At 71.4% G+C, this 21482-nt stretch carries 20 protein-coding genes, 2 tRNA genes and 1 pseudogene; 14 read left to right on the top strand and 9 right to left on the bottom strand.

The genetic code is table 11. The features are described from left to right. The first annotated feature begins 1 nt into the window (after position 1). The 3 genes from CHF16_RS35750 to CHF16_RS35740 all read left to right on the top strand — a co-directional run bounded on the left by CHF16_RS35750 (position 2) and on the right by CHF16_RS35740 (position 2721). Positions 2–658 (top strand): hypothetical protein, encoded by a 657-nt coding sequence (locus tag CHF16_RS35750; protein ID WP_089330614.1) that lies wholly within the window; start codon positions 2–4, stop codon positions 656–658. 16 nt (positions 659–674) lie between these two features. Beyond that, complete coding sequence (locus CHF16_RS35745; protein ID WP_089330613.1) at positions 675–1712, top strand: helix-turn-helix domain-containing protein; 1038 nt, start codon at positions 675–677, stop codon at positions 1710–1712. A gap of 142 nt (positions 1713–1854) precedes the next feature. Continuing rightward, positions 1855–2721: a helix-turn-helix domain-containing protein gene (locus CHF16_RS35740; RefSeq protein ID WP_245869742.1), complete on the top strand. Its 867-nt coding sequence runs from the start codon at positions 1855–1857 to the stop codon at positions 2719–2721. Here the strand turns inward: CHF16_RS35740 and CHF16_RS35735 are convergent. Then, positions 2708–3880: an MFS transporter gene (locus CHF16_RS35735; RefSeq protein ID WP_179271862.1), complete on the bottom strand. Its 1173-nt coding sequence runs from the start codon at positions 3878–3880 to the stop codon at positions 2708–2710. The two genes, CHF16_RS35740 and CHF16_RS35735, sit on opposite strands and share 14 nt — an antisense overlap. Positions 3881–3979: 99 nt before the next feature. On the opposite strand from CHF16_RS35735, the gene CHF16_RS35730 reads away from it, so the two are divergent. Together CHF16_RS35730 and CHF16_RS35725 are read left to right on the top strand one after the other, a co-directional pair. Then, positions 3980–4600: an alpha-ketoglutarate-dependent dioxygenase AlkB gene (locus tag CHF16_RS35730; RefSeq protein ID WP_089330611.1), complete on the top strand. Its 621-nt coding sequence runs from the start codon at positions 3980–3982 to the stop codon at positions 4598–4600. 60 nt (positions 4601–4660) lie between these two features. Continuing rightward, positions 4661–5272, top strand: a complete 612-nt coding sequence (locus CHF16_RS35725; protein ID WP_089330628.1) for a VOC family protein — start codon at positions 4661–4663, stop codon at positions 5270–5272. A 36-nt stretch (positions 5273–5308) separates the two neighbouring features. On the opposite strand, the pseudogene CHF16_RS35720 reads toward CHF16_RS35725, so the two are convergent. Further along, positions 5309–5401 (bottom strand): annotated as a pseudogene (locus CHF16_RS35720) (helix-turn-helix domain-containing protein); the annotation flags it as partial. A gap of 74 nt (positions 5402–5475) precedes the next feature. Here CHF16_RS35720 and CHF16_RS35715 point away from each other — a divergent pair. The 3 genes from CHF16_RS35715 to CHF16_RS35705 are packed head-to-tail and all read left to right on the top strand — an operon-like array spanning position 5476 to position 7672. Next, positions 5476–6141 (top strand): SDR family NAD(P)-dependent oxidoreductase, encoded by a 666-nt coding sequence (locus CHF16_RS35715; protein ID WP_089330610.1) that lies wholly within the window; start codon positions 5476–5478, stop codon positions 6139–6141. Between the two features lie 23 nt (positions 6142–6164). Continuing rightward, complete coding sequence (locus tag CHF16_RS35710) at positions 6165–6992, top strand: NmrA family NAD(P)-binding protein (RefSeq protein ID WP_089330609.1); 828 nt, start codon at positions 6165–6167, stop codon at positions 6990–6992. Then, positions 6989–7672, top strand: a complete 684-nt coding sequence (locus tag CHF16_RS35705) for a maleylpyruvate isomerase family mycothiol-dependent enzyme (protein WP_089330608.1) — start codon at positions 6989–6991, stop codon at positions 7670–7672. The genes CHF16_RS35710 and CHF16_RS35705 overlap by 4 nt, the downstream gene beginning before the upstream one ends. Before the next feature lie 173 nt (positions 7673–7845). On the opposite strand, the gene CHF16_RS35700 is transcribed toward CHF16_RS35705, so the two are convergent. Both CHF16_RS35700 and CHF16_RS35695 read right to left on the bottom strand, forming a co-directional pair. Next, entirely contained in the window at positions 7846–8058 is a 213-nt protein-coding gene (locus tag CHF16_RS35700) for a DUF397 domain-containing protein (RefSeq protein WP_089330607.1), read from the bottom strand. A 304-nt stretch (positions 8059–8362) separates the two neighbouring features. Then, positions 8363–9235: a helix-turn-helix domain-containing protein gene (locus CHF16_RS35695; protein WP_089330606.1), complete on the bottom strand. Its 873-nt coding sequence runs from the start codon at positions 9233–9235 to the stop codon at positions 8363–8365. A gap of 866 nt (positions 9236–10101) precedes the next feature. Here CHF16_RS35695 and CHF16_RS35690 point away from each other — a divergent pair. Continuing rightward, on the top strand, positions 10102–11889 hold the full coding sequence (locus tag CHF16_RS35690; RefSeq protein ID WP_089330605.1) for a cyclic nucleotide-binding domain-containing protein: 1788 nt from the start codon (positions 10102–10104) through the stop codon (positions 11887–11889). Positions 11890–11959: 70 nt separating this feature from the next. Here the strand turns inward: CHF16_RS35690 and CHF16_RS35685 are convergent, their stop codons facing one another. After that, on the bottom strand, positions 11960–13291 hold the full coding sequence (locus CHF16_RS35685; RefSeq protein ID WP_089330604.1) for a sensor histidine kinase: 1332 nt from the start codon (positions 13289–13291) through the stop codon (positions 11960–11962). Positions 13292–13550: 259 nt separating this feature from the next. On the opposite strand from CHF16_RS35685, the gene CHF16_RS35680 reads away from it, so the two are divergent. After that, positions 13551–14432 carry a LysR family transcriptional regulator gene (locus CHF16_RS35680; RefSeq protein WP_089330603.1) on the top strand — a complete coding sequence of 294 codons (882 nt, stop codon included), beginning with the start codon at positions 13551–13553 and terminating at the stop codon, positions 14430–14432. 28 nt (positions 14433–14460) lie between these two features. Here CHF16_RS35680 and CHF16_RS35675 read toward each other — a convergent pair whose 3' ends face one another. The 3 genes from CHF16_RS35675 to CHF16_RS35665 form a co-directional block, all read right to left on the bottom strand. Further along, a complete protein-coding gene (locus CHF16_RS35675) occupies positions 14461–15372 on the bottom strand; it encodes a glycerophosphodiester phosphodiesterase (protein ID WP_245869741.1) in 912 nt (303 codons plus the stop codon). Positions 15373–15761: 389 nt separating this feature from the next. Further along, positions 15762–17423, bottom strand: coding sequence for an adenylate/guanylate cyclase domain-containing protein (locus CHF16_RS35670; protein WP_245869745.1), 1662 nt, complete (start codon positions 17421–17423; stop codon positions 15762–15764). Positions 17424–17480: 57 nt separating this feature from the next. Then, entirely contained in the window at positions 17481–18896 is a 1416-nt protein-coding gene (locus tag CHF16_RS35665) for an amino acid permease (protein WP_218826994.1), read from the bottom strand. Between the two features lie 288 nt (positions 18897–19184). Here CHF16_RS35665 and CHF16_RS35660 point away from each other — a divergent pair. Both CHF16_RS35660 and CHF16_RS35655 read left to right on the top strand, forming a co-directional pair. Then, positions 19185–19262, top strand: a tRNA-Asp gene (locus tag CHF16_RS35660). A 20-nt stretch (positions 19263–19282) separates the two neighbouring features. Next, a tRNA-Phe gene (locus CHF16_RS35655) sits at positions 19283–19356 on the top strand. A 483-nt stretch (positions 19357–19839) separates the two neighbouring features. Here the strand turns inward: CHF16_RS35655 and CHF16_RS35650 are convergent. Continuing rightward, on the bottom strand, positions 19840–20259 hold the full coding sequence (locus CHF16_RS35650) for a hypothetical protein (RefSeq protein ID WP_089330600.1): 420 nt from the start codon (positions 20257–20259) through the stop codon (positions 19840–19842). A gap of 238 nt (positions 20260–20497) precedes the next feature. Here CHF16_RS35650 and CHF16_RS35645 point away from each other — a divergent pair, with 238 nt between their 5' ends. Further along, positions 20498–20872: a type II toxin-antitoxin system RelE/ParE family toxin gene (locus CHF16_RS35645; protein WP_089330599.1), complete on the top strand. Its 375-nt coding sequence runs from the start codon at positions 20498–20500 to the stop codon at positions 20870–20872. Next, on the top strand, positions 20869–21201 hold the full coding sequence (locus CHF16_RS35640; RefSeq protein ID WP_089330598.1) for a helix-turn-helix domain-containing protein: 333 nt from the start codon (positions 20869–20871) through the stop codon (positions 21199–21201). Before CHF16_RS35645 ends, CHF16_RS35640 begins: the two co-directional genes overlap by 4 nt. Positions 21202–21482: the final 281 nt, after the last annotated feature.

Genomic DNA, 21482 nt, shown 5'->3' with positions numbered 1-21482 from the left:
GGTGGCTGAAGACCGGGATGCTTGGGACGACCTTCTGGCCGTGGGCTTCCTGCATGCGGTGCGGGAGGCCCACCGTGACGCGACCGTTGCACTCTTCAACGCGCTGAGCCGGGCGGCGGGCTTCAAGGAGCGGACGTACGGCGTCGGCGCCTTCGAAACACTGGCGAGTGCCCTCGACGACGTCTTCGGACGCGGCGAGCTGGCGAAGCACGTCGTCCGGGACGCCCTCAACGGCTCGCCCGGATGGCGGTACGGCCGCTACCGCGTCCTGCTCAAGCGGCACGAGTTCGGAAACGTCCGGGCCATCCGGTGGGACCGCGCCAGCCCCACCAAGCAGGCCGTCGCGCGGCAGAGCTACCTCGAAGACCCCCAGCTGGCGCTGCCGCTCGGGCTGGACGCGCACGACACGCCCGGCGTCGTGACATTGGTACTCGCGCACAGCGCCAGTGAAGAGCCCCTCGAAATGGAGCTCTTCCTGGGCCGCCCCAGGTGGAACGCGGACGGCGGCACAGCATGGCACTGGCTGAAGCAGGTGGACGACACCCTCGGGCCCGATCCACGTCGTAAGCTCGTCGAGCGAACATTGCCGCTCTGGGACGATCGGGACGACCAGGAAGACGTCCCCATGCGGCTTCGCGGGGAGACGAAGACGGCTTAGCAAAGGGTGGCGCAGGGTGCTGTTCGACTGCGAGCGGCTGACGCTGGCCCGGCGGCTCAGGGGACTGCGCAAGAACCAGCTCGCGGACGCCGTCGGCACCACGCCGAAAGCGATCGGGCGGTACGAGGCGGGCGTCCAGCGGCCGGACGAGATGACGCTGAAACGGCTCGCCATCGCCCTCGGCGTCCCCGTCGCGTTCTTCCACGGCGGCCGCAGCCCCGTCTCCCTCGACGGCGCGCACTTCCGGTCGCTCCGGTCGACCAGCCAGATCGAGCGCGACCAGGCCCTCGCCTACGGGCGCATCGCGACGGACGTCGTCGCCGCCCTCGAAGACCTCGTCGACTTCCCCGAAGTGGACCTGCCCGAATACCCGGTGTCGCCGGACGAGATCGCCGGGCCCGGCCCCGTCGAGGCCGCGCGGCTGACCCGCAAGGCCCTGCACGAGCAGCCCGGGCCGGTGCCGCACGTCGTCCGGCTCCTGGAGAAGCACGGCGTGATCGTCCTCGTGCTGCCGCGGGCGGCGGAACGCGTCGACGCGTTCAGTGTGGGCGTGCATCCGAGGCCGATGGTGTTCTTCAACCCCGCCAAGGGCGACTACTGGCGCAACCGGTTCGACGCCGCGCACGAGCTGGGGCACCTGGTGATGCACGCCGACGCCGAACCCGGTGAGAAGGTCGTCGAGGACCAGGCGCACCGGTTCGCCGCCGAGTTCCTCATGCCCGAGCAGGACATCGCGCGCGAACTGCCCGGCACCGCCGACTGGGAGCGCCTCGGCCGCCTCAAGGCCACATGGGGCGTCAGCATCGCGGCACTCCTCTACCGCGCCCGCACGCTCGGCGTCATGCAGGAGACCGCGTACCGGAACGCCATGAGCGCGATGAGCTCCCGGGGCTGGCGGCGGCACGAGCCCGGCCCGGCGCGCCCGCTGGAGCAGCCGACGATGCTGACCCGCGCGATCGAGATCGTCGGGCAGGCCGGGACCGACCGCGACGGCGTCGCCGAACGGGCGCGGGTCCCGCGCGGCGACCTGGACCTGCTGGTTCCCGCGCGATGAAGTTGCACCGGAAATGGTCCTGTATGCCCAGGCCATCCGGGCCCTGAGTTACATACCTCTGTCCGCAGGTCTCCTGCACGCCCGCGGGCGCCTGTGAGAGCCTCCGAGAGTTGTCACGACGTACGAGACCCCTGGAGATCTTGTGCTGGACAATCGGCGGGCAGGCCCGACCGCGCTGCGCATGCAGATCGGGGCACGGCTCCGGCGGATGCGCCAGGACAAGGGCATCGGACGGGCCGAAGCGGGCTACGCGATCGGCTCGTCGGCGTCCAAGATGAGCCGGCTCGAACTCGGACGGCACGGCTTCAAGGTCCGGGACGTCCTCGAACTGCTCGACCTGTACGGCGTCCACGACGAGGACGAGCGCGCCGGCTTCATCGACCTCGTCCGGCAGGCGAAGAAGCCCGGCTGGTGGCAGAGCTACGGCGACGTCATACCGAGCTGGTTCGAGCAGTACCTCGGGCTGGAGCAGTCGGCCGCGACGATCCGCACCTACGAGGTGCAGTACATCCCCGGCCTCTTACAGACGCGGGACTACGCGCGCGCCGTCATCGGGCTCGAACACTACGACTCCCCCTACGACAGTCTCGAACGGCGGCTCACCGTGCGGATGACCCGGCAGGAGATCCTGCGCCGCCCGGTCGGCGCGGCGCGGCTGTGGGCGATCCTCGACGAGGCCGCGCTGCGCAGGCCCATCGGCGGGCCGGACACCATGCGCACCCAGATCGAGCACCTGATCACCGTGTCGGAGTCCCTGCCCAACGTGCGGCTGCAGGTACTGCCGTTCTCCGCCGGCGGGCACGTCGCCCTGGGCGGGCCGGTCACGATCGTCCGGTTCGCCGAGCACGACCTGGACGACGTCGTCTACCTGGAGCAGCTGACCGGCGCCCGCTACCCCGAAGGCGACGAGGCCGCCCGCTACCAGAAGATCATGGACCTGCTGGCGATCCGCGCCGCCCGCCCGGCCCGCACCACCACCTTCCTCGAAGACCTCCTCAAGGACTTCTGACCCCGCCCCCCGTTTCGTGCCTTCGCACCGCCCCCACAGCACCCGTCCCGGCGGCGCCCGGGTCGACCGGGCGGCGGCGGCCGGGGCGGTGCAGGAGGACGGGGGTGAGCAGGAACGCGACCGCGCCGACCGGCATCGCCGCGCCCGCCAGCGCCACCAGGCCCGGGACGGCCGGTTGCGCCACACCCCACGACGAGCCGAAGAACGCGAACCAGCGCGGCCGTTCCGGCTCGGGCGCGATGTCGGCGATCAGCGCCTGCCAGCGTCCCTGCAGGACGCTATCGGTGACCGCCCACGCCAGATAAGCCGCCACCGTGAGCGGCACGGACCTCCCGGCGGCGAGCACGACCGCGAGGACGCCGAGCGCCGCGCACCCAATCGCGAGGACGTGCTCGTGCTGGTAGGCGTTCAACCGGCGTCGCCCGAGGAACCCCGTCAGGGGCGCGAGCAAGGCGGCGCCGGTCAGGGTCAGGCCGGGCAGCCACGGCGGCGCACCGCGCTGAAGCAGGACGAGCGGCATGAACATCAGCACGGCCAGGTAGCCGCATCCGAACGCGGTGCCCGCGGCGGTCAGCCGGAACAGCCGCCGGGGCGGCCGCCACCGGACGCTCCGCTCCACCCTCCGCACCGGCGGATCGCGCGCCAGGAAGAGCGCCGCCACGCCCGCCGCGAGCAGGCATGTCAGCCCGTCCACGACCGCCAGCCAGCGCGGCCCCAGCGGCAGCAGCACGGCGGCGAGCAGGCCGCCGATCGCCCCCACCGCCACCGCCAGCGTGCCGAGCAGCCCGTACAGGTCGCTGCGCCGCCCGCCGACCCGGGCCAGCGACTCCTGGGTCGCGGGCTCGTAGATCTCGAACGCCAGGCCGACCAGCGCGACCGCCGCCAGGAACTCGCCGGAACCGCGCGCGGCGGCGAGGAGCAGCAGGCCCGCCCCCGTCGAGGCCAGGCCGAAGACGATGAGGGTGCGCGGCGCGAACCTGTCGAGCAGGAGGCCGCCGATCCAGCGCGAGGCCAGCGCCGCCAGCCCGAAGACCGCCAGCGCCGCCGCCGCGAGGCGAGGGCCGGCCAGCACGGCGAGGAACGACATCACGTAGGCGCCGAGCTGGTTGATCAGCCGGACGCCGATGAGCGCCTTCACCGCCCGCGGGAGATCTCGCATCACGAGCATCACAGGGGGAGGCTACGGTCCGCCACCGACAGAACACGTCACCCGATCTTGATCGAACACATGTTTGACCGAAACGGGTACAGTGGCGACATGTTCCAAGGTTCGCTGCTGGACGACACCGACGAGAGCGGCCCGCGCCCGCTGGCGTCGGCGCGGCGGACGCACCTGTCCCGCGGCGCCTGGGTGGACGTCCTCCCGGGCTGGATCCCCGGCGCGGACGCCCTGTTCGAGCGGCTCCTCACGTCCGTCCCGTGGCGTGCGGAGAGGCGGCGCATGTACGAGCGCGTCGTGGACGTCCCGCGCCTGCTGGCCTTCTACGACGAGGGCGCGCCGCTGCCCGACCCCGTCCTGGACGAGGCGAAGGCGGCGCTCGACGAGCACTACGCCGGCGAACTGGGCGAGCCGTTCCGCACCGCCGGGCTCTGCCTCTACCGGGACGGCCGCGACAGTGTGGCGTGGCACGGCGACACCATCGGCCGCGGCTCGACCCACGACACGATGGTGGCGATCCTGTCGGTCGGGACGCCGCGCAGCCTGCTGCTCCGGCCGCGCGGTGGCGGCGGCCAGTCGATCCGCCATGAGCTGGGCCACGGCGACCTCATCGTGATGGGTGGGAGCTGCCAGCGGACGTGGGAGCACGCCATCCCGAAGAGCGCGCGCGTGACCGGCCCCCGCATCAGCATCCAGTTCCGCCCGCGCGGCGTCCGCTGAACGTCACCCGGTCAGGAATCGAGAAGCCGCGACGCGTCGCCGCCACCTAGCGTGGGCACCATGGCTTCCGTCGAGTACGTCACCCTTGAAGTGGCCGATCCCACGGCCGCCGAACGCTTCTACACCGCCGCCTTCGATCTGGGCCCGCTGGTCCGCGTGCAGGCGTCGGACGCGGCGACGACCGGCTTCCGCGGGTTCACGATGTCGCTCATCGCGTCCCAGCCGGCCGACGTCGACGCGCTGATCGGCGCCGCCGTCGACGCGGGCGCCACGGCGGTGAAACCGGCCGCGAAGTCGCTGTGGGGGTACGGCGGCGTCGTGCAGGCCCCGGACGGCACGATCTGGACGGTCGCGTCCTCGTCCAAGAAGGACACCGGCCCGGCCGACCGGAAGATCGACGACGTCGTGCTCCAGCTCGGCGTCGAGGACGTGGGCGCGAGCAAGCAGTTCTACATCGGCCGCGGCCTCGCCGTGACGAAGAGCTACGGCCGCAGGTACGTCGAGTTCGCCGGCTCGTTGAGCCCCATCAAGCTGTCGCTCAACAAGCGCCGCGCCCTGGCCAAGGCCGCGGGCGTCGCCCCCGACGGCACCGGATCGCACCGCATCCTGATCGGCGGCGAGGCGGGGCCCTTCACCGATCCGGACGGCTTCGTGTGGACTGCCGCCACCTGACTCACGTCCAAGCGGGCTGGAGGAGGTCAGGGCGGGCTGCGACACGAACAGCCGCTCGGCGGCGCGGGTGAACGACAGCTCCTCGGCGACCGCCACGAAGTACCGCAGATCCCGCAGATGGACGTCCATAGCCAAAGGTAATCACGGGAGGTATTGGACGCGCCGCCGTCCGACAGCTGATCATTTCCGGGAAGGGGGACGCCATGACGGTCACGCTGGTCACCGGGGGCAACCGGGGCATCGGACGCGAAGTGTGCAGGCAGCTCGCCGCACGCGGCCACAAAGTACTCCTGGCCGCCCGGTCACTCGAAGCCGCCGAACGCGCCGCCAAGGAGGTGGGCGCCACGCCCCTCCTCCTCGACGTCACCTCGGCCGGGGACATCGACCGCGCCGCCGCCTCCATCGACCGGCTGGACGTCCTCGTCAACAACGCGGCCATCACCTACGACACCTGGCAGCGGGCATCGGACGCCGACCTGTCGGTCGTCCGGGAAGCGGCGGAGACCAACCTCTACGGGCCGTGGCACCTGACGCAGGCGCTGCTGCCGGCGCTGCGCCGAAGCCCCCACGGCCGCATCGTCAACGTCTCCAGCGAGGCCGCCTCGCTCACCAACATGGGCGGCGGCACCCCCGCCTACACCGCGTCCAAGGTCGCCCTCAACGCGCTGACCCGGATGCTCGCCGCCGAACTCCGCGCGGACGGCGTCCTCGTCAACGCGGTCTGTCCCGGCTGGGTCGCGACGGACATGGGCGGCCCCGGTGGACGTCCCGTCGCCGACGGCGCGGCCGGCGTCGTGTGGGCCGCGACCCTGCCCGACGACGGCCCGACGGGCGGCTTCTTCCGCGACGGCCGCCCCCTCCCCTGGTGACGCCCACCTGAAAGGACCACCCGATGATCCTCGTGACGGGTTCGACCGGAAACATCGGCTCCGAGCTGGTCGACATCCTCGCCGCCGGCGGTGAGCCGGTGCGGGCGCTCGTCCGCAAGCCGCCCGCCTCCCCGCGCGACGGAGTCGAGTACGTCACCGGCGACCTCGACGACCCGGCATCCCTACGCCCCGCGCTGACCGGGGCCACGGGCCTCTTCCTGCTCCCCGGCTACCGCGACATGCCCGGCGTACTGGCCGAAGCCCGGCGGGCCGGTGTCTCCCGGGTCGTCCAGCTTTCGGGTGGATCGGCGGGCAGCGGCGACCTGTCCAACGCGGTCAGCCGCTACATGATCCTCACCGAGCGCGCCGTGCGCGACTCCGGCCTGCCCTGGACGATCCTGCGCCCCTCGGCGTTCATGTCCAACGCGCTCCGCTGGCTGCCGCAGCTCCGCGCGGGCGACACGCTCCGCCTCCCGTTCGCGCACGTCCGCGCCGCCGCCGTCGACCCGCGCGACATCGCCGCCGTCGCCGCGAAGGCACTCCTGGAGGACGGCCGCGAAGGGCAGATCTACTACCCGACCGGCCCTGAGCCGCTCCTACCGTCCGAACAGGTCGCCATACTGGGCGAGGTGCTGGGACGCGACCTGCGCTTCGAGGCCCAGCCCGACGACGAGGCCCGCGCCGAGATGCGGGAGCAGATGCCGATCGAGTACGTCGACGCCTTCTTCGACTTCTACGTGGACGGATCGCTGGACGAGTCGGTCGTCCGCTCCACCGTCCAGGACGTCACCGGCGTGCCGCCGCGCACGTTCCGCCAGTGGGCGCGGGCGCACGCCGCCGACTTCGCATGATCGGCCTCGACGAGATCACCGCCGCGACCCGCGACCTCCTCGCCACCGCGGCACGACTCACCGACGCCGACGCCCGCGCACCGTCCCTCCTCCCGGGCTGGACGCGCGGGCACGTCCTCACCCACGTCGCCCGCAACGCCGACGGCGGCACCCGCCTGCTCACCTGGGCGCGCACCGGCGTGGAGTCCTACGAGTACCCGAGCATGGAGGCCCGCGCCGCCGAGATCGAGGCCGGCGCGGACCGCCCGGTCGCGGCCCTCGTGGCGGACGTCCGGCAGAGCGCGGACCGCTTCGCCGACGCCTTCGCCCGCATGCCGGACGACGCCTGGGACCGGACCGTCCAGTGGACGACCGGCGCCCGCCACCCCGCCGCCCGCGCCGCCGACTCGCGCCTCACCGAGGTCCTCATCCACCACGTCGACCTGGACGCGGGATTCACCCCCGCCGACTGGCCCGCCGACTTCACCTCCCGTTTCCTGACCAGCGTCACCGCGTCGTTCGCGCGCCGTGACGACGGCCCCGACCTGCTCCTGCGCGCCACCGACACCGGGCAGCAGGCCGGCACCGGCGAGCACCTCGTCAGCGGCCCCGCCGCGTCCCTCCTGGCCTGGCTCCTCGGCCGCTCCCCCGGCACCGGCCTGACCGGCGCCGAAGGCGTCGACATCCCCTTCCTCTACTGACCGCGCGCCGCGCCGGCATCAACGGCCGGACGGGCGCGCGCGGGGGCAGGGCGGCGGGTAGTTCGTTTCGCGTCGCATCAACCGGTGCGTTGTCAAAGATCGCCAGTAAAGGGGGTGGTGGGGAGCAATGGTCAACAATATTAAAGGGGGGCGGGAGAAATGAGTCTGGTGACTCAGCGGCGGTCGACGGCTCCGTCCCGGAGCGCGTCCATGAACGCATTCCACTGTGCGCGGCCGAGGACGATGACACCGGCGGAGTGGTCACGCGAATCGCGGACCAGTACCGACGGGCCGAACGCCGCCACCTCGACGCACGCGTTCTCGTCGGCGCTCGCGCTGCTTTTTCGCCAGTTCAGCGCGGCTTCGCGATTCGACCCGTAGACCATCCAGCAACCTCCGTCCGTTGCCGGCGGGTGCCGTCTCGCCAACCGACCGGCCGAGGGGCACCCACCGGAGAGCACCGAGCAGGGCACGACAAACCACGACCTTGTGGATAATTTCCCGATCACGAGTGTAAACGGTTCTAGTTATCCCGCCTACATGGGAACACAAGATCACGCTGCGTGTTATGACGGCCACTCGCCTTGTCGGATGCTCGCCGCGGCCTTCACCTCCGGTCGGGTCGAGTTGCGATTCGCCAGTAAGGCCGGCCGCCGCTGGAGCGGGCGGCCGGCCGGGCGGTGGACGGGGTCAGGACATCAGGTCCTCGGCGGCCTGGCGGATCAGCGCGATCGACTGGTCGGCCGGGAGCGCCTGCTCCACCAGGAGCTCGAAGGTGTCGCGGTACTCGGTGATCTTGTCGGTCTCACCGTTGATCATCATGCTGGCGCCCGTGCGCCCCTCCAGGTAGAGGACGTCGTCGAGGTCGCCGTCGAACTCCAGGATGGTGAAGGGGCCCTCCAGGCCCAGGTGCGCGCCCGTGCTGAAGGGGATGACGCGCACCCGCAGCAGGTCGTCGCGCTCGGCGGTGTCGGCGATGTGGTTGAGCTGGGCCGGCATGATCGCCGGGTCGGTGCCGATGCCGACATGGCGGCGGATGACGGCCTCGTCGATGATGTAGTCCTGGCGCGGAGGGTTCTCGCGCTTGGCGAACTCCTGCTGCCGCTGGATGCGCAGCTTGGCCGCCAGCACCCGGGCCGTCTCGGACGCCTTGCCGGTGGAGAGCACCTCGGCGTACTCGGGCGTCTGCAGCAGCCCCGGGACGACCGTCCCGTGGAACTGGCGGATGAACGCCGCGCCCGCGGAGTAGCCGACGTAGTTGAGGAAGGTGGGGTCGAGGTCGCCGCGGTAGGCGTTCCACCAGGCGGGCTCACGGGCGCCGCGGGCCAGTGCCTGCAGGCGCTCCTGGCGCGACTCGGAGGTGACGTCGTAGACGCGGAGCAGGGCCTCCAGGTCCGTCCGGCTGATCGCGTTCTTGCCGCCCTCGACCCTGATGAGCTTCGAGGGGGACCATTCGAGCTGCCGCGCCACCTGCTCCTGCGTCAGCTTCTTCCCCTTGCGCAGGCGGACGAGTTCCGCCCGAAGCAGCGCACTCTGGACGATCGGCCCCTGGTCACTGGACATCCTGTTCGCTCACTCTAGGTAGTTGGTGCTACCAGCCTGGATGCTACATGGCATTCCGGAACTTGACATCCCGCTTGCCGCCACTCCGCCACCTGCCTGGGCGCATGCGACCTTCGCTCCCCGCGCAGATGCCGCTATAACGCCCAAAACTCGCATTGGAAGCCGCCAGACTGCTGCATACCGCTCGACTATGTTGTAATGTGCTACATGGCAGACTAGCAGACGCCATCTTGCGACGGGACTCGGTGCCACCTCCACGCAGCCGGGAATCCTGACGCAGGGTGAGGGATCCGGACGGGCCACGCGTGTCCTCCCGGCCGGGACCTCACGACGGCGGGCACGAGGAGCAGCACGGACGGAACGGGCGGCAACGGGGCAGCGCGGCCGACCGGGAACGGTCTGGACACGCGAAACGGGGAGGTCAGCCACGTACGTGACTTCGGCATCGCCGGCGAGAACACGACCACGACCGGCCATAAAAGAACAGAGTCGCCCGCCACTTTCCGCTGATCTCCGGTTGGCAGCCAGCAGGATCGGCGGAAAGTGGAGAGCGACTCCCTGAGCCGCACGAAAGCGCGCCGGCGGGCCCGCACGGAACCCTGCGAAAACGCAGAAAGATCCGGGCTGACCTGCCAAAACGTTTTCTGCGGACTCACCCAGTCTAACCGCGATCACGCGGTACGGGCTATAGGTGATGTGACTTCGGCCACGGCGATCGGCGCCGGGCGATCCCGGGCACCGCGCACGGGCCGGAGTCGCGATTCGAGGCATGGGGTCCCTGACATGTCAAGACAGCAGATCCATCCCCCGACCTTCGACGTCCACCCCACGAACTCCGTCCCCTCGGTCGCGGGCCGGGTGAGCTGATGGACGCACACGCGCGCCGGCACGACCCGGACCAGTTCGTCCCTCCGCGGCCGCGGGCCACCGTCGTCCGCCCCCGGAAAGCCCGCGACGAGCACTCGACCGAGAACGCCGTAGAGCTGGAGGACCTGCCCGCGGAGCCGTCCATGGCCGTCCGTCCGGGCGCATCGTCGCGGCGGCCCGGCTTCTGGGCGGCCCTGACGACCATCGAGAGGGCCGCGCTCCTCGCGATCGCGCAGGAGGTCGCCTACCCGGCGGGCGCCGTGCTGTGGGAGGAGGACGAGTCCGCCGACCAGACCATCGTGATCAAGACCGGCACGGTGCGGGTCACCGTGCGGCGCGACGGCACCGAGCGGATCATCGCCTTCCGCGGGCCGGGCGACATCATCGGCGAGCGCGCCGCGCTGCTGCTGCGGCGCCGCTCGGCGACCATCGTCGCGATGGAGCCGCTGAGCGCGCTGCTGCTGACCACGCAGCAGTTCGTCACCTACCTCAGCGACCATCCCCGCGTGGTCGCCGTGCTGGAACGCGAGATGTACGAGCGGCTGACCGAACAGGCCGGGGCGGGGCCCGGGCCCGCGCAGGGCGGCGGTACGGGCGCGCCGTCCCCTGGGGCCGGCGGCGCCCACCCCTACAGGGCCGCCGCACGGGTGTGCGCGGCCGCCGTCCAGTACGGCTTGTCTCGCGCCTACGCGACGGCGTTCATCCCGCTCCCGCTGCCGAGGCCCAACAGCGGCCACCCCACCGCGATGGACCCGAACATGGCGATGGACCCGTACGCCGTAGCGGACCCGTACGCCGTAGCGGACCCCTACGCGGTGGCGGACCCCTACGCGGTGGCCGACCCCTACGCGGTCATGGACCCCAACGTCGCGATGGACCCGTACGGCGTGATGGACGCGTGCGACCCTCACGACCCGTTCGACCTGCCCGAGGGGGTCTGCACGTGCCCCGAGGCCGTGCCCTTCCCCGAGGCCGACCCCCGAGCGGCCGGTGCGGGCCGGTACGCGTCGGTCGGCACGGGCGCGCACCCGGAGCCCGGGCCGCGCCCCGGACGCGCGGGCTCCCGGCCCTATGCCACGGAGGCGTCCGACCTGGCCTGGCCGCCGCGTCCGGTCGCGACCGTGCGCGTCCAGCCCCACGGGCGGGTGGCGCGGCCCGCGTCCCTCGCCTCGTTCGGGACGTCCGCGGTCCCGTCGTGGGCCGGCCGGAACTGCACCGTCGTCTACACCGACATCGCCGGGTTCAGCTCGCGCGTCCGCGACGAGCGCGACCGCATCGAGGTGCGCCGCGCCATGTACGCCGCGCTGCGGGAGTCCTTCCAGGGGGCCGGGATCCCGTGGGACGCCTGCTGCAGCGAGGACCGCGGCGACGGCGTGCTGATCGTCGTCCCGCCGGAGATGCCGACCGCCGCCGTCATCGACCCGATGACGGCCCTGCTCGCGGCGCGGCTGCGGCGGCACAACCACCGGTCGAGCGAGGCCGTCCGCATCCAGCTCCGGGTCGCGGTCGACGTCGGCCCGGTGGCGCCCGACCCGCCCGGCCTGTCCGGCTGGGCGATCATCTACGCGTCCCGCCTCCTGGACGCCGCGCCGCTGAAGGAGCGGCTCGCCGCGACGGGCGCCGACCTCGGCCTGATCGTGTCGCGGTTCGTCCACGACTCCGCCATCGCCCACGGCCCCCACCGCGCGCACGCCGGCGAGTACGAGCCGGTCCGCTGCCGGGTGAAGGACACCGACGTCGAAGGCTGGATGCACGTGCGCGGCCTGCCCGCGCGCTTCGCCGCCTGACGGGCAGCCCCGCCGCCGCCCGACGCGGCCCGCCGCCGCCCGGCGCGCGCGCAAAGGACCTCTCCTCGGCTCAGGAGGGGTCGTCGGCGCGCTCTGGAACGTTCCGAGGAATGCGCAGGACGAACCGGGCCCCGCGCTCGCTGTCCTCGATGGTGAGGCTCCCGCCGTGCATCCGCGCGATCTCCCGCGCGATGGGCAGGCCGAGCCCCGTGCCCGACGGGTCCCGCTCCTTGCTGGCCTCCAGCCGCGCGAACCGCTGGAAGACGACGTCCCGCTGGTCCTCGGCGATCCCGGCGCCGTCGTCCAGCACCTCCAGGACGGCCTCGCCGTTGGTGCGCCGCACCGTGATGTCCACCTGCGACTCGGCATGCCGCTCCGCGTTGTCCAGCAGGTTCGTGAAGAGGCGAACGAGCCGGAGCCGGTCCCCGCGCACCGTGACGCCCTCCTGGAGGTGCGGGACGATCCGCTTCGTCCGGCTCGACCGCGCCACCTCGATGGTGACCAGCGCGCCGAGGTCGATCGTCTCGATGTCCTTCCACGCGGCGGCGTCCAGGCGGGCCAGTTGCAGCAGGTCCGTGACGATCGCCTGGAGCCGCTCCAGGCTCTGCAGGACGTTGCGTCCCACCTGTGGCCAGTCGACGTCGTCGGGAAAGAGCAGCGCCTCCTCCAGTTGGGTGCGGGCGGCCGCGATCGGGCTGCGCAGGTCGTGGGACGCGTCGGAGGTGAAGCTGCGCTGCCGCTCCAGGGCGCTGTCGAGGCGGTCGAGCGTCGCGTTCGCGGCCTCCGCGAGCCGCCTGATCTCGTCCTGGCTGTCCGGTACCGTCACCCGGCGGCCCGACTGCTGCGCGGTGATCTCCGCCAGCTCGGCGCGGATCGCGTCCACCGGGGCGAGGGTCTGGTCGACCGTCCCCCAGGCGCGCAGGCAGGCCAGCAGGATCACCAGCAGCGAGACGCTGACCAGCAGCATGATGAGGCCCGGGCTGACGTACCAGGGGACGTTGGAGGCGGCGGCGTAGACGAGCCAGTCCCCCGCCGGCTGGAAGACGCGGAAGCCGATCACCCACGCGCAGCCGCTCAGCTCCTGCGACGAGCACACGTCCCGGGTGGCGTACACCCTGGTCTGGGAAGGGAGGAAGGTCGCGATCGGCGGCCCGTCCCGCCCGGGGCCGGGGGTGCCGGCGATCACCGCCCGGTGCTCGTCCAGGACCTGGATCACCAGGTCCTTCGGCGCGTCGACGCGGCTGTGGACGGGTCCCTGCCGGATCTCGTAGGAGACCCGCAGGGCCGCGGCCGTCGCCTCGCTCCGCTTGGAGTCCATCTCGGAGCCGCGGACCTCCAGCAGGATGAGCGTGGTCACGATGACGCAGATCATGGCGGTGACCAATCCGGCAATGACGGTCATCCGCACCCGTATGGACCATGTGCGTCGTCCGAACACCCGACCTCCCGCAGGTGATGTCTTCACCGCCCAGACCGGAATCAGTCCTCCGAGCGGCCGCGACGCACCCAAGAAGGGACAAAGAAATGGTTGCCGGCCGGACTCGCCCCATCGGCCCCGGCCGTCCCCGCCGTCCCTTTCGCGCGCCCCCGAGGCCCCGGTCCGCGGGGAGGTTCGGCAGAAGCCGGGGCGCTGCCCGGACGCGCGGCTAGCATGGCCGCTTATGGAGCTGCGCCAGCTGGAGTACTTCGTCGCGGTGACCGAAGAGGCGAGCTTCACCAAGGCCGCCGCCCGGCTGCACGTCGCCCAGCCGGGCGTCAGCGCCCAGATCCGGCAGCTGGAACGCGAACTCGGCCAGCCGCTGCTGGACCGCTCCGGCCGCACCGTCCGGCTGACCGAGGCCGGCGCCGCCGTCCTCCCCTACGCGCGGGCGGCGCTCGTGGCCGTCGGCGGCGCGCGGTCCGCGGTGGACGAGCTGACCGGGCTGCTCCGCGGGCACGTCACCGTCGGCACCATCGACTGGATCAGGTCGCTCGACCTGCCCGGCCTGATCGCCGGGTTCCACCGCGACCATCCGGACGTGGAGATCTCGGTCATCCAGGAGGACGCCGACACCCTCACCGAGGGGATCCGCTCCGGACGCGTCGACCTCGCCTTCCTCAGCATCGGCGCCGACGCGCCCGCCGGCATCGCCACCAAGGTCGTCATCGAGCAGGACCTCTGCGCCGCCGTCGCCCGCGACCACCCGCTGGCGCGGCGGACCACGGTCACGCTGCGGGTCCTCGCCGGCGAGGCGCTGATCAGCCTGCCGAAGGGGACGGGCCTGCGGTCCGTCCTGGACCGGGCCTTCGCCGACGCCGGGCTCCGCCCGCGGATCGCGTTCGAGGCCGGCGAGCCGCCGGTCGTGGCGCAGATCGCGGCGCACGGCCTCGGCGTCGCCGTCCTCCCCGAATCCGCTGCCCGGGACGCGTCGGACGCGCTGCACGCGATGCCGATCGTCCGGCCCCGGTTGACCGGCCGGATCGCCCTCGCGTGGCGCGCGGAGGGCCCGCGCAGCCCGGCGGCGCGCGCGCTCACCGCCCACGCACGCCGCCTGCTGCCCTGATCAAACCGCGCTCCGCCGCACGGCCCGGTTACCTGGCGGCCGGACGGGCCGCTTGCCCAGGGTTGGCCTGCCCGATACGGCCGTCCTGGCCGGTGGGGGCGGCTTGCCCGTTGCGGGTGGCCTGCGCCAGGCGGGCCGCCCTCGCGATACGGGACGCCTGGAGGACATGCCGCAAGACGTCCGGCTTGTTGGTGATGATCCCGTTGACCCCGAGCCGGACGGCCTGCTCCATCTCGCCGCGGTCGTCGACCGTCCAGGTCAGCAGGTCCATCCGGGAGGCGTGCACCTTCTTCACATACGCCCTGGTCAGGCCGCGGAACTGCGGGTTGATCTGGTCCGCGTACCCGGCGAGCTTCCGGAACTGCGCGGCCTTCGGCTTACCGATCAGCCCGGTCGGGACCTCCGGCAGGACGGCGTGGAAGCGGCGCACCGACCCCCAGTCGAACGACTGCACCACGAGGCGCCGCTCGAGCGGGTCGTGGCGCAGCCAGGTCGGCGAGCGCCGCAGCGCCGCGGCGATGCGCTTCTCGATCCCCGGATAGAGCTCGGGACTCTTGATCTCCAGCAGCATGCCGATCCCCTGGCCGCCCATCGCCGCCAGCACCCGCGCCAGCGTCGGGACCCGCTCGCCCGCGTACTTCTTCGCGAACCAGGACCCGGCGTCCAGCCGCTCGATCTCGGCGAGGGTGAAGTCGGCGACCCGCCACGGCTTGCGGCCGGGATAGACCTGCTCGGCGTCGGTCGTCCGGGCCAGCGTGGTGTCGTGCACGATCACGAGCTCGTGGTCCTTGGTCTCCTGGACGTCCAGCTCGAACATGTCCGCGTTCTGGGCCTTGGCCAGCATGAACGCGGCGAGCGTGTTCTCCGGCGCGTACGCCGACGCGCCCCGGTGCGCGACGTCCACGACCTGTGGCGGCGCCGCGGTCCGAGCCTGCGGCACGGTGCCTTCGGCGGGCGCGTCCGTGGCGGCCAAGGCACGCGGCCGCGGCTCGGGTGCGTCCGGCCGCGGCTCAGGCGCGTCCGGCGGCGGAACCGCCGGCCGCGGAACCGCCGGCCAGGGAATCGCTGGCAAGGGATCCGCCCGGCCGCCCGGATCGGCGGAGGCCGCCGCCGGGGCGGCGAGCGCCGCGGTGACGGTGACGGCGATGAGCGCGAGACGTGTCCGTCGGTACATCTGTCAGCCTCTCGGGAGCCGGAGCTGTCCGCCCCCACCCTCGGACCGTCCGGTGACACACCCGTTACAGTCAGGTAGCGGCCCATGTACACTCAGTGACGATACGTGATCAGGCCGTCCACGCCGGGGACGGCAAGGCTCTTCTCACGAACCCGCTAGCCGGACTCGTCCGACTTGTCCGGCGTCTGGGCGTTCTTGGCCGCCTTCGACAGGATTAGCGCCCCGAGCACCAGCCGCCGGCTCCGCCGCAGCGGACGCGGGAACCGGACCCGCCGCGCCGCCCGCTCACCGCCCCCGCCCTCGACCGCCGGCACGGGAGCGGGCGCGGGCAGGGCGGCGAGCGGCCTGGCGAGCCGGGTCGGACGCCTCCGGCCGCGCAGCGTCACCGCCCCGCCCGCGTCCCACTCCTGCGACTCGGCCAGATGGGCCAGGTCCAGGACGGCGGCCGAGGCGAGCACCCGCCCGTCCTCCGCCTTCGCCAGGTCGCTGAGCCGCGCCGCCTCGTTCACCGGGTCGCCGATCACCGTGTACTCGAACCGCTCCTCCGCACCGATGTAGCCGGCGACGACCGGACCCGCCGACACGCCGATCCCCGCGTCCAGCATCGGCACCTCGGCGCGCAGCCGCACCGCCAGCTCCCGGGCCGCGCCGAGCACCGCGCCCGCCGAGTCCGCCAGCTGCGTCGGCGCCCCGAAGATCGCCAGCGCCGCGTCCCCCTCGAACTTGTTGATCCAGCCACCGTGCTTCGCCACCACCGCGACCACCACGCCGAAGAACCGGTTGAGCAGCCCGACGACCTCGTCCGGGCCCCGCGTGTCGGCGAGCCTGGTGGAACCGGTCAGGTCGACGAACAGCACCGCCACCTCGCGCGTCTCCCCGCCGAGCGTGATGTCGCCGCGCTCCAGCGCCAGATCGGCGACCTCCTCGCCGACATGCCGGCCGAACAGGTCGCGGAGCCGCTCGTTCTCCCGCAGCCCCGCCACCATGTGGTTGAACCCGGCCTGGAGCTGCCCGACCTCGCTCGCGTCGTACACCGGGACCTGCGCGCCGAGATCGCCCCGCTCGACCTGCGCCATCCCCTTCCGCAGCGACCTGATCGGGTCCGCGATCGCCTGCGTCGCCATGTAGATCACGCAGACGCCGGCCAGCAGCGCCACACCGCCGAGCCCGAGGATCGTGATCGCCAGCTGCGTCACGTTGATGTCCGGCGCGGCCAGCGCGGCGATCGCGACGCAGATCAGCCCGAACACCGGGATCGCCGTCCCGAGCGCCCACGCCAGCATCACCCGCGTCGTCACCCCGGGCAGCCGGAACCTCTTCGGCGGCTCCGCGCCCAGCACCAGCGCCGCCGCGGGCCGCAGCAGCCGCTCCGACAGCAGGTACACGATCGTGCAGGTCGTCGCCGCGCCGAGCAGGCACGTCAGGCTCGTCTTCACGGCCAGCCGCCCGGTGAACAGGGCCAGGTCGAGCACCGCCCAGCCGAGCGCGCCGACCGTCCACATGGCGCCGATGAGCAGGGTCAGCCGGAGCGGCCCCAGCAGGACGGCCCGCCGCTGCCGCGGGTCGGGGTCTCCCCCGTCCCGGACGAACGTCACGACGGGCCGCCACAGCCACAGTCCAAGGAGCAGCGCCACCGGAGCGGCCACCACCGGGTAGCCGAAGAACGCCACCGCGTTCACCAGATGGGCGTAGTCGCGGTCCTCAAGCGGCGGGTCGGGCACCACGAACGTCGCGAACAGCAGCACGACCAGCGAGCCGACGGCGTTCGCCACGCCCACGACCACCAGCAGAACCCAGCGCACGCGGATCTCTAGCATGCTGGTCACGCGCGCCTCCGGAGGGATGGAACCGCCTGGAGGGATCATCCCATGAGGTCAGGCGCTCGTGGTCTCCACCGCGACCTTCATCTCCGCCTCCTGCGAGCTCCGCCGGACGAACGGCCAGCCGATCACGACGACCGCCACCCACGCCGCCATCACGTACAGCGCCACCCGCGTGTCCGCCTCCCACGCGATCGTCACCGTGACGAACGCGAAGAACGCCAGCACGGCCCAACTGCTGTACGGCGCCCACGGCATCCGGTAGGTCGACTTCGCCAGCCGCCCGGCCGCCGCGCGCCGCCGGTAGACCATGTGCGCGACGAGGATGACCGTCCACACCAGCAGGGCACCGCCGGTCGACACCGACGTGATGTACTCGAACGCCTTCTCCGGCACGATCGCGTTGACGACGACCCCGATCCCCATGACGAGCGCCGAGATCACCACCGTCAGGACGGGCACGCCGCGGCCGTTGAGCCGTCCGAGGACCTTCGGGCCGTCGCCGTTCACCCCGGCCGTCCGCAGCATCCGGGACGTCGAGTACAGCCCGCCCGCGTTGCACGACGACAGCGCCGCCGTCAGCACCACGAAGTTGACGATGTCCCCGCCGCCCGGAATGCCGATCTTGTCGAACGCCAGCACGAACGGGCTCGCCCCGCCCTTGAACGCCGTCCACGGCACCACCGCCAGGATGACCAGCAGCGACCCGAGGTAGAACAGCGCGAACCGCAGCGGCAGCGCGTTGATCGCCCGCGGGATGTTCTTCTCCGGGTCCTTGGCCTCGCTCGCCGTGACACCGACCAGTTCCACGCCGAGGTAGGCGAACATGACCATCTGCAGGGTCATGATCGTGGCGCTGTAGCCCTCGGGGAACACGCCGCCGTGGTTCCACAGGTTCCCGACCCGCGCGGTCTCCCCCGCGTCGCCGAACCCGAACGCCAGCACCCCGATCCCGACCAGGATCATCATCACGATCGCCGCGACCTTGATCATCGCGAACCAGAACTCCAGCTCCCCGAAGAGCTTCACCGAGATCAGGTTCACCGTGAACAGCACCAGCAGCGCCACCAGCGCCGTCTGCCACTGCTCGACCCCCGGCCACCACTTCTGGATGTACGTGCCGGCCGCCGTCAGCTCCGCCATGCCGGTCGTCACCCAGATGATCCAGTACGTCCAGGTCGTGGCGTATCCCCAGAACGGACCGAGGAACTCCCGGGCATACCCGGCGAACCCGCCCTCCGCCCTGCGGTACGTCAGCAACTCACCGAGCGCCCGCATGACGAAGAACACCGCCAGCCCCGCCACGGCGTACATCAGGATCAGGCTCGGCCCCGCCTTGGCGATGTTCTCCCCGGCCCCGAGGAACAACCCGGTGCCGATCGTCCCGCCGATCGCCAGCATCTGGATCTGCCGGGTGCCCAGCCCCCGCTGGTATCCCTCGGCGCTCTGGTCTGGGAGCTTCGCGACCACGCCGCCTCCTTCACGTCCACCGGCCGCCCCATGGGAACGGCGCAACCCTCTGGTCACGCACAGTCGCGCAACCCGGACAGACTAGGACCCCAGGTCGCAAAAACTCACAGCAACCCGCCACCAGTCCGCAATCACCCAGTACCTCTCCGTTACCGCCCTATCCCCCACAGCCTCGCCCGTTAACGAGTTGGCGCTGTACTCGGCCATCGCGTATGCTCTCGGACGTGCCAAACGCCGGGTCGCACCGGCCGAGACACCCCTCCGGAGCCGCTAGGCTCGGAGCAGCAAGGTCCTGTGGAGCAGTTAGGAGTGCTCGCCACCCTGTCAAGGTGGAGGCCGCGGGTTCAAATCCCGTCAGGACCGCCAGACGCGCCGACGCGCGTCCTGGGCAGGTAGCTCAGTCGGTACGAGCGTCCGCCTGAAAAGCGGAAGGTCGGCGGTTCGACCCCGCCCCTGCCCACAGCAGATGACCAGCCAAAAGGCCCGGAACCGGACCAGGTTCCGGGCCTTTTGACGGCAGTCCTGACGACAACGTCCCTATCCGAGGGCATCCCCCGGCTTTCGGAGCGCTGCGCGTTTCTCATCGAGGCCGCGTGAGCGTAAATCGCCATGGTCACCTCGCTGGCGCTGTGTCCGATGATCTCTCGCACGACGTGAGGCGGGACGCCCAGGTCCAAGACGAGCCTATGATCCTGCCAGTTAGGCCAGGCATCGGCCCGTTCGGCGTCCTGTTTCACCCGGTGCTCACAGAGCGCCGTGACGCACAGGCCCAGCAACGGGATGGTTCACGATAGCTCGTCAATCTTGGGCCAAAGAGTTCGGCGTCCCACCGGTCCTGACAATCGTCCAGGATGTCGCCTGATGCCACCACTCCCCGTGGTCTCCGGCGCGGAAGTGATCAAAGCGCTGGAGAAGGCCGGTTTCTGACCACCTTCGGAGTCGATCAGCAAGAGGGCACGCACCGGGGACGGGTTCGGAGCCGGTAGGAGACGGCGGCTGTGGACAGGGCCCAGCCGTATCCCCCGAAGGCCAGCGATGCCGCACCGCCGAGGAGAGGCGCATGAGGCTCATCTCCGACGATGCCGGTGCCGACGAGGACCGCCAAGATCATGCCCACTGTGCCGTAGAGGAGCAGGGTGGGAGCGATCACCCAGACCGGCGTCAGCGGCAGGATCGTGGGCACCCGCCTGCCCGCAAGCCACAGCGTCCAGCGCGGGAAGGCCATGCCCCACGGACGGACCAAGCCCAGCAGCAGGAAATCAGCGAGACCAATGCCGAGGGACAAGCCCAAGAGCGCGTACCAGGGCGGGGAACCATCGGTGTAGTGCTCTTCGACCTCGGAGTAGCCCCCGAGAACGCCCATGGCGTGGATCCGGGCTTATGGCACGGCCTCAGCCGAGCGCATCCCCAGCCTCCACAGCGCCGTCCGCTTCTCGTCGACGTCGGCTTGAGAGGCTCATGCGCCGCGAAGGGCGGGCGGGGAGCAGCGTCTGGGCCGCCGGCGCCGTCTAGGCGGATGACCGCGTGGAAGGGGTGGCCATTTACTGCGTTGCTGTGGCCGACCGCCCCGGGCGATATGACTCATCAGTTATACTCGCACTGTGAGTTGGGAGATCAGCCTGCACCCCGAGGTCGAGGCGTGGTTCCTCGCGATCTGCGTGAGCGACCCGGAGACCGCGGATCTGATCAAGGAGGCGATCGACCAGCTCGCCGAGGAGGGGCCGACAGCACGCCGCCCCTTGGCCGACCGGGTACAAGGCAGCCGCTTCCACAACATGAAGGAACTACGGCCACCCTCGTCTGGGAACAGCGAGATCCGAATGCTGTTCTGCTTCGACCCGGCCCGCGAAGCGATCTTCCTCGTCGCCGGTGACAAGTCCGGCAACTGGAATCAGTGGTACCGCGAAGCGATACCACTGGCCGATGAACGCTTCACCCAACACCTAATCGCTCTGAAGGAACAGGAGGGACAATGAGTACCGGTTACAGCAAGTGGTCCGACGTCAAGGCCAAGGCTGCCGAACTCGACCCTCGAACCTCGGCCGAGCGCGCCGCAGGCCAGGCCGCAGCGCGGGAACGTACGGAAGCCTACATCCGCGGCTACCAACTGTCCGAGATCCGCAAGGCCGCCGGAATTACCCAGGCCGAACTGGCGGAGATACTTGGTGTCAGCCAGGCCAGGATCTCCAAGATCGAGCACGGAGAGGTCTCCGGCATCGACGTCGTCCGCGACTACGTCACCGCTCTGGGCGGTCACCTCGACCTCGTGGCCTCTCTCGGCGACCGCACCTGGAAAGTCGCCTAAGCTCACGCTGCCGCTACCGACCGGAGCACGCCGGGCCCGTCCTGCTACTCAAGACAGTCGACGATCGGCCTTGGATCCAGCGCGCGGTAAGTCCTGCGGTCGAAGACCGATCTGACACTTCGAAGGTGACGTCGACCCTGACGGCAACGTCGGCCACCGACCACGGTCACCCGCACACGTCCGACACCGCCTGACAGTGATGATGTAGGTGAGCGCCTCCCGCTGGGGTCTGGCCCAACGCCTGACTGGCCTGGTGCCTTCAACGGGATCTGCCGACCCTG

Origin of the sequence: Actinomadura meyerae (genome assembly GCF_900188445.1) — a bacterium.
Lineage (GTDB): Bacteria > Actinomycetota > Actinomycetes > Streptosporangiales > Streptosporangiaceae > Spirillospora > Spirillospora meyerae.
This window is presented reverse-complemented; position numbering and strand designations above follow the sequence as displayed.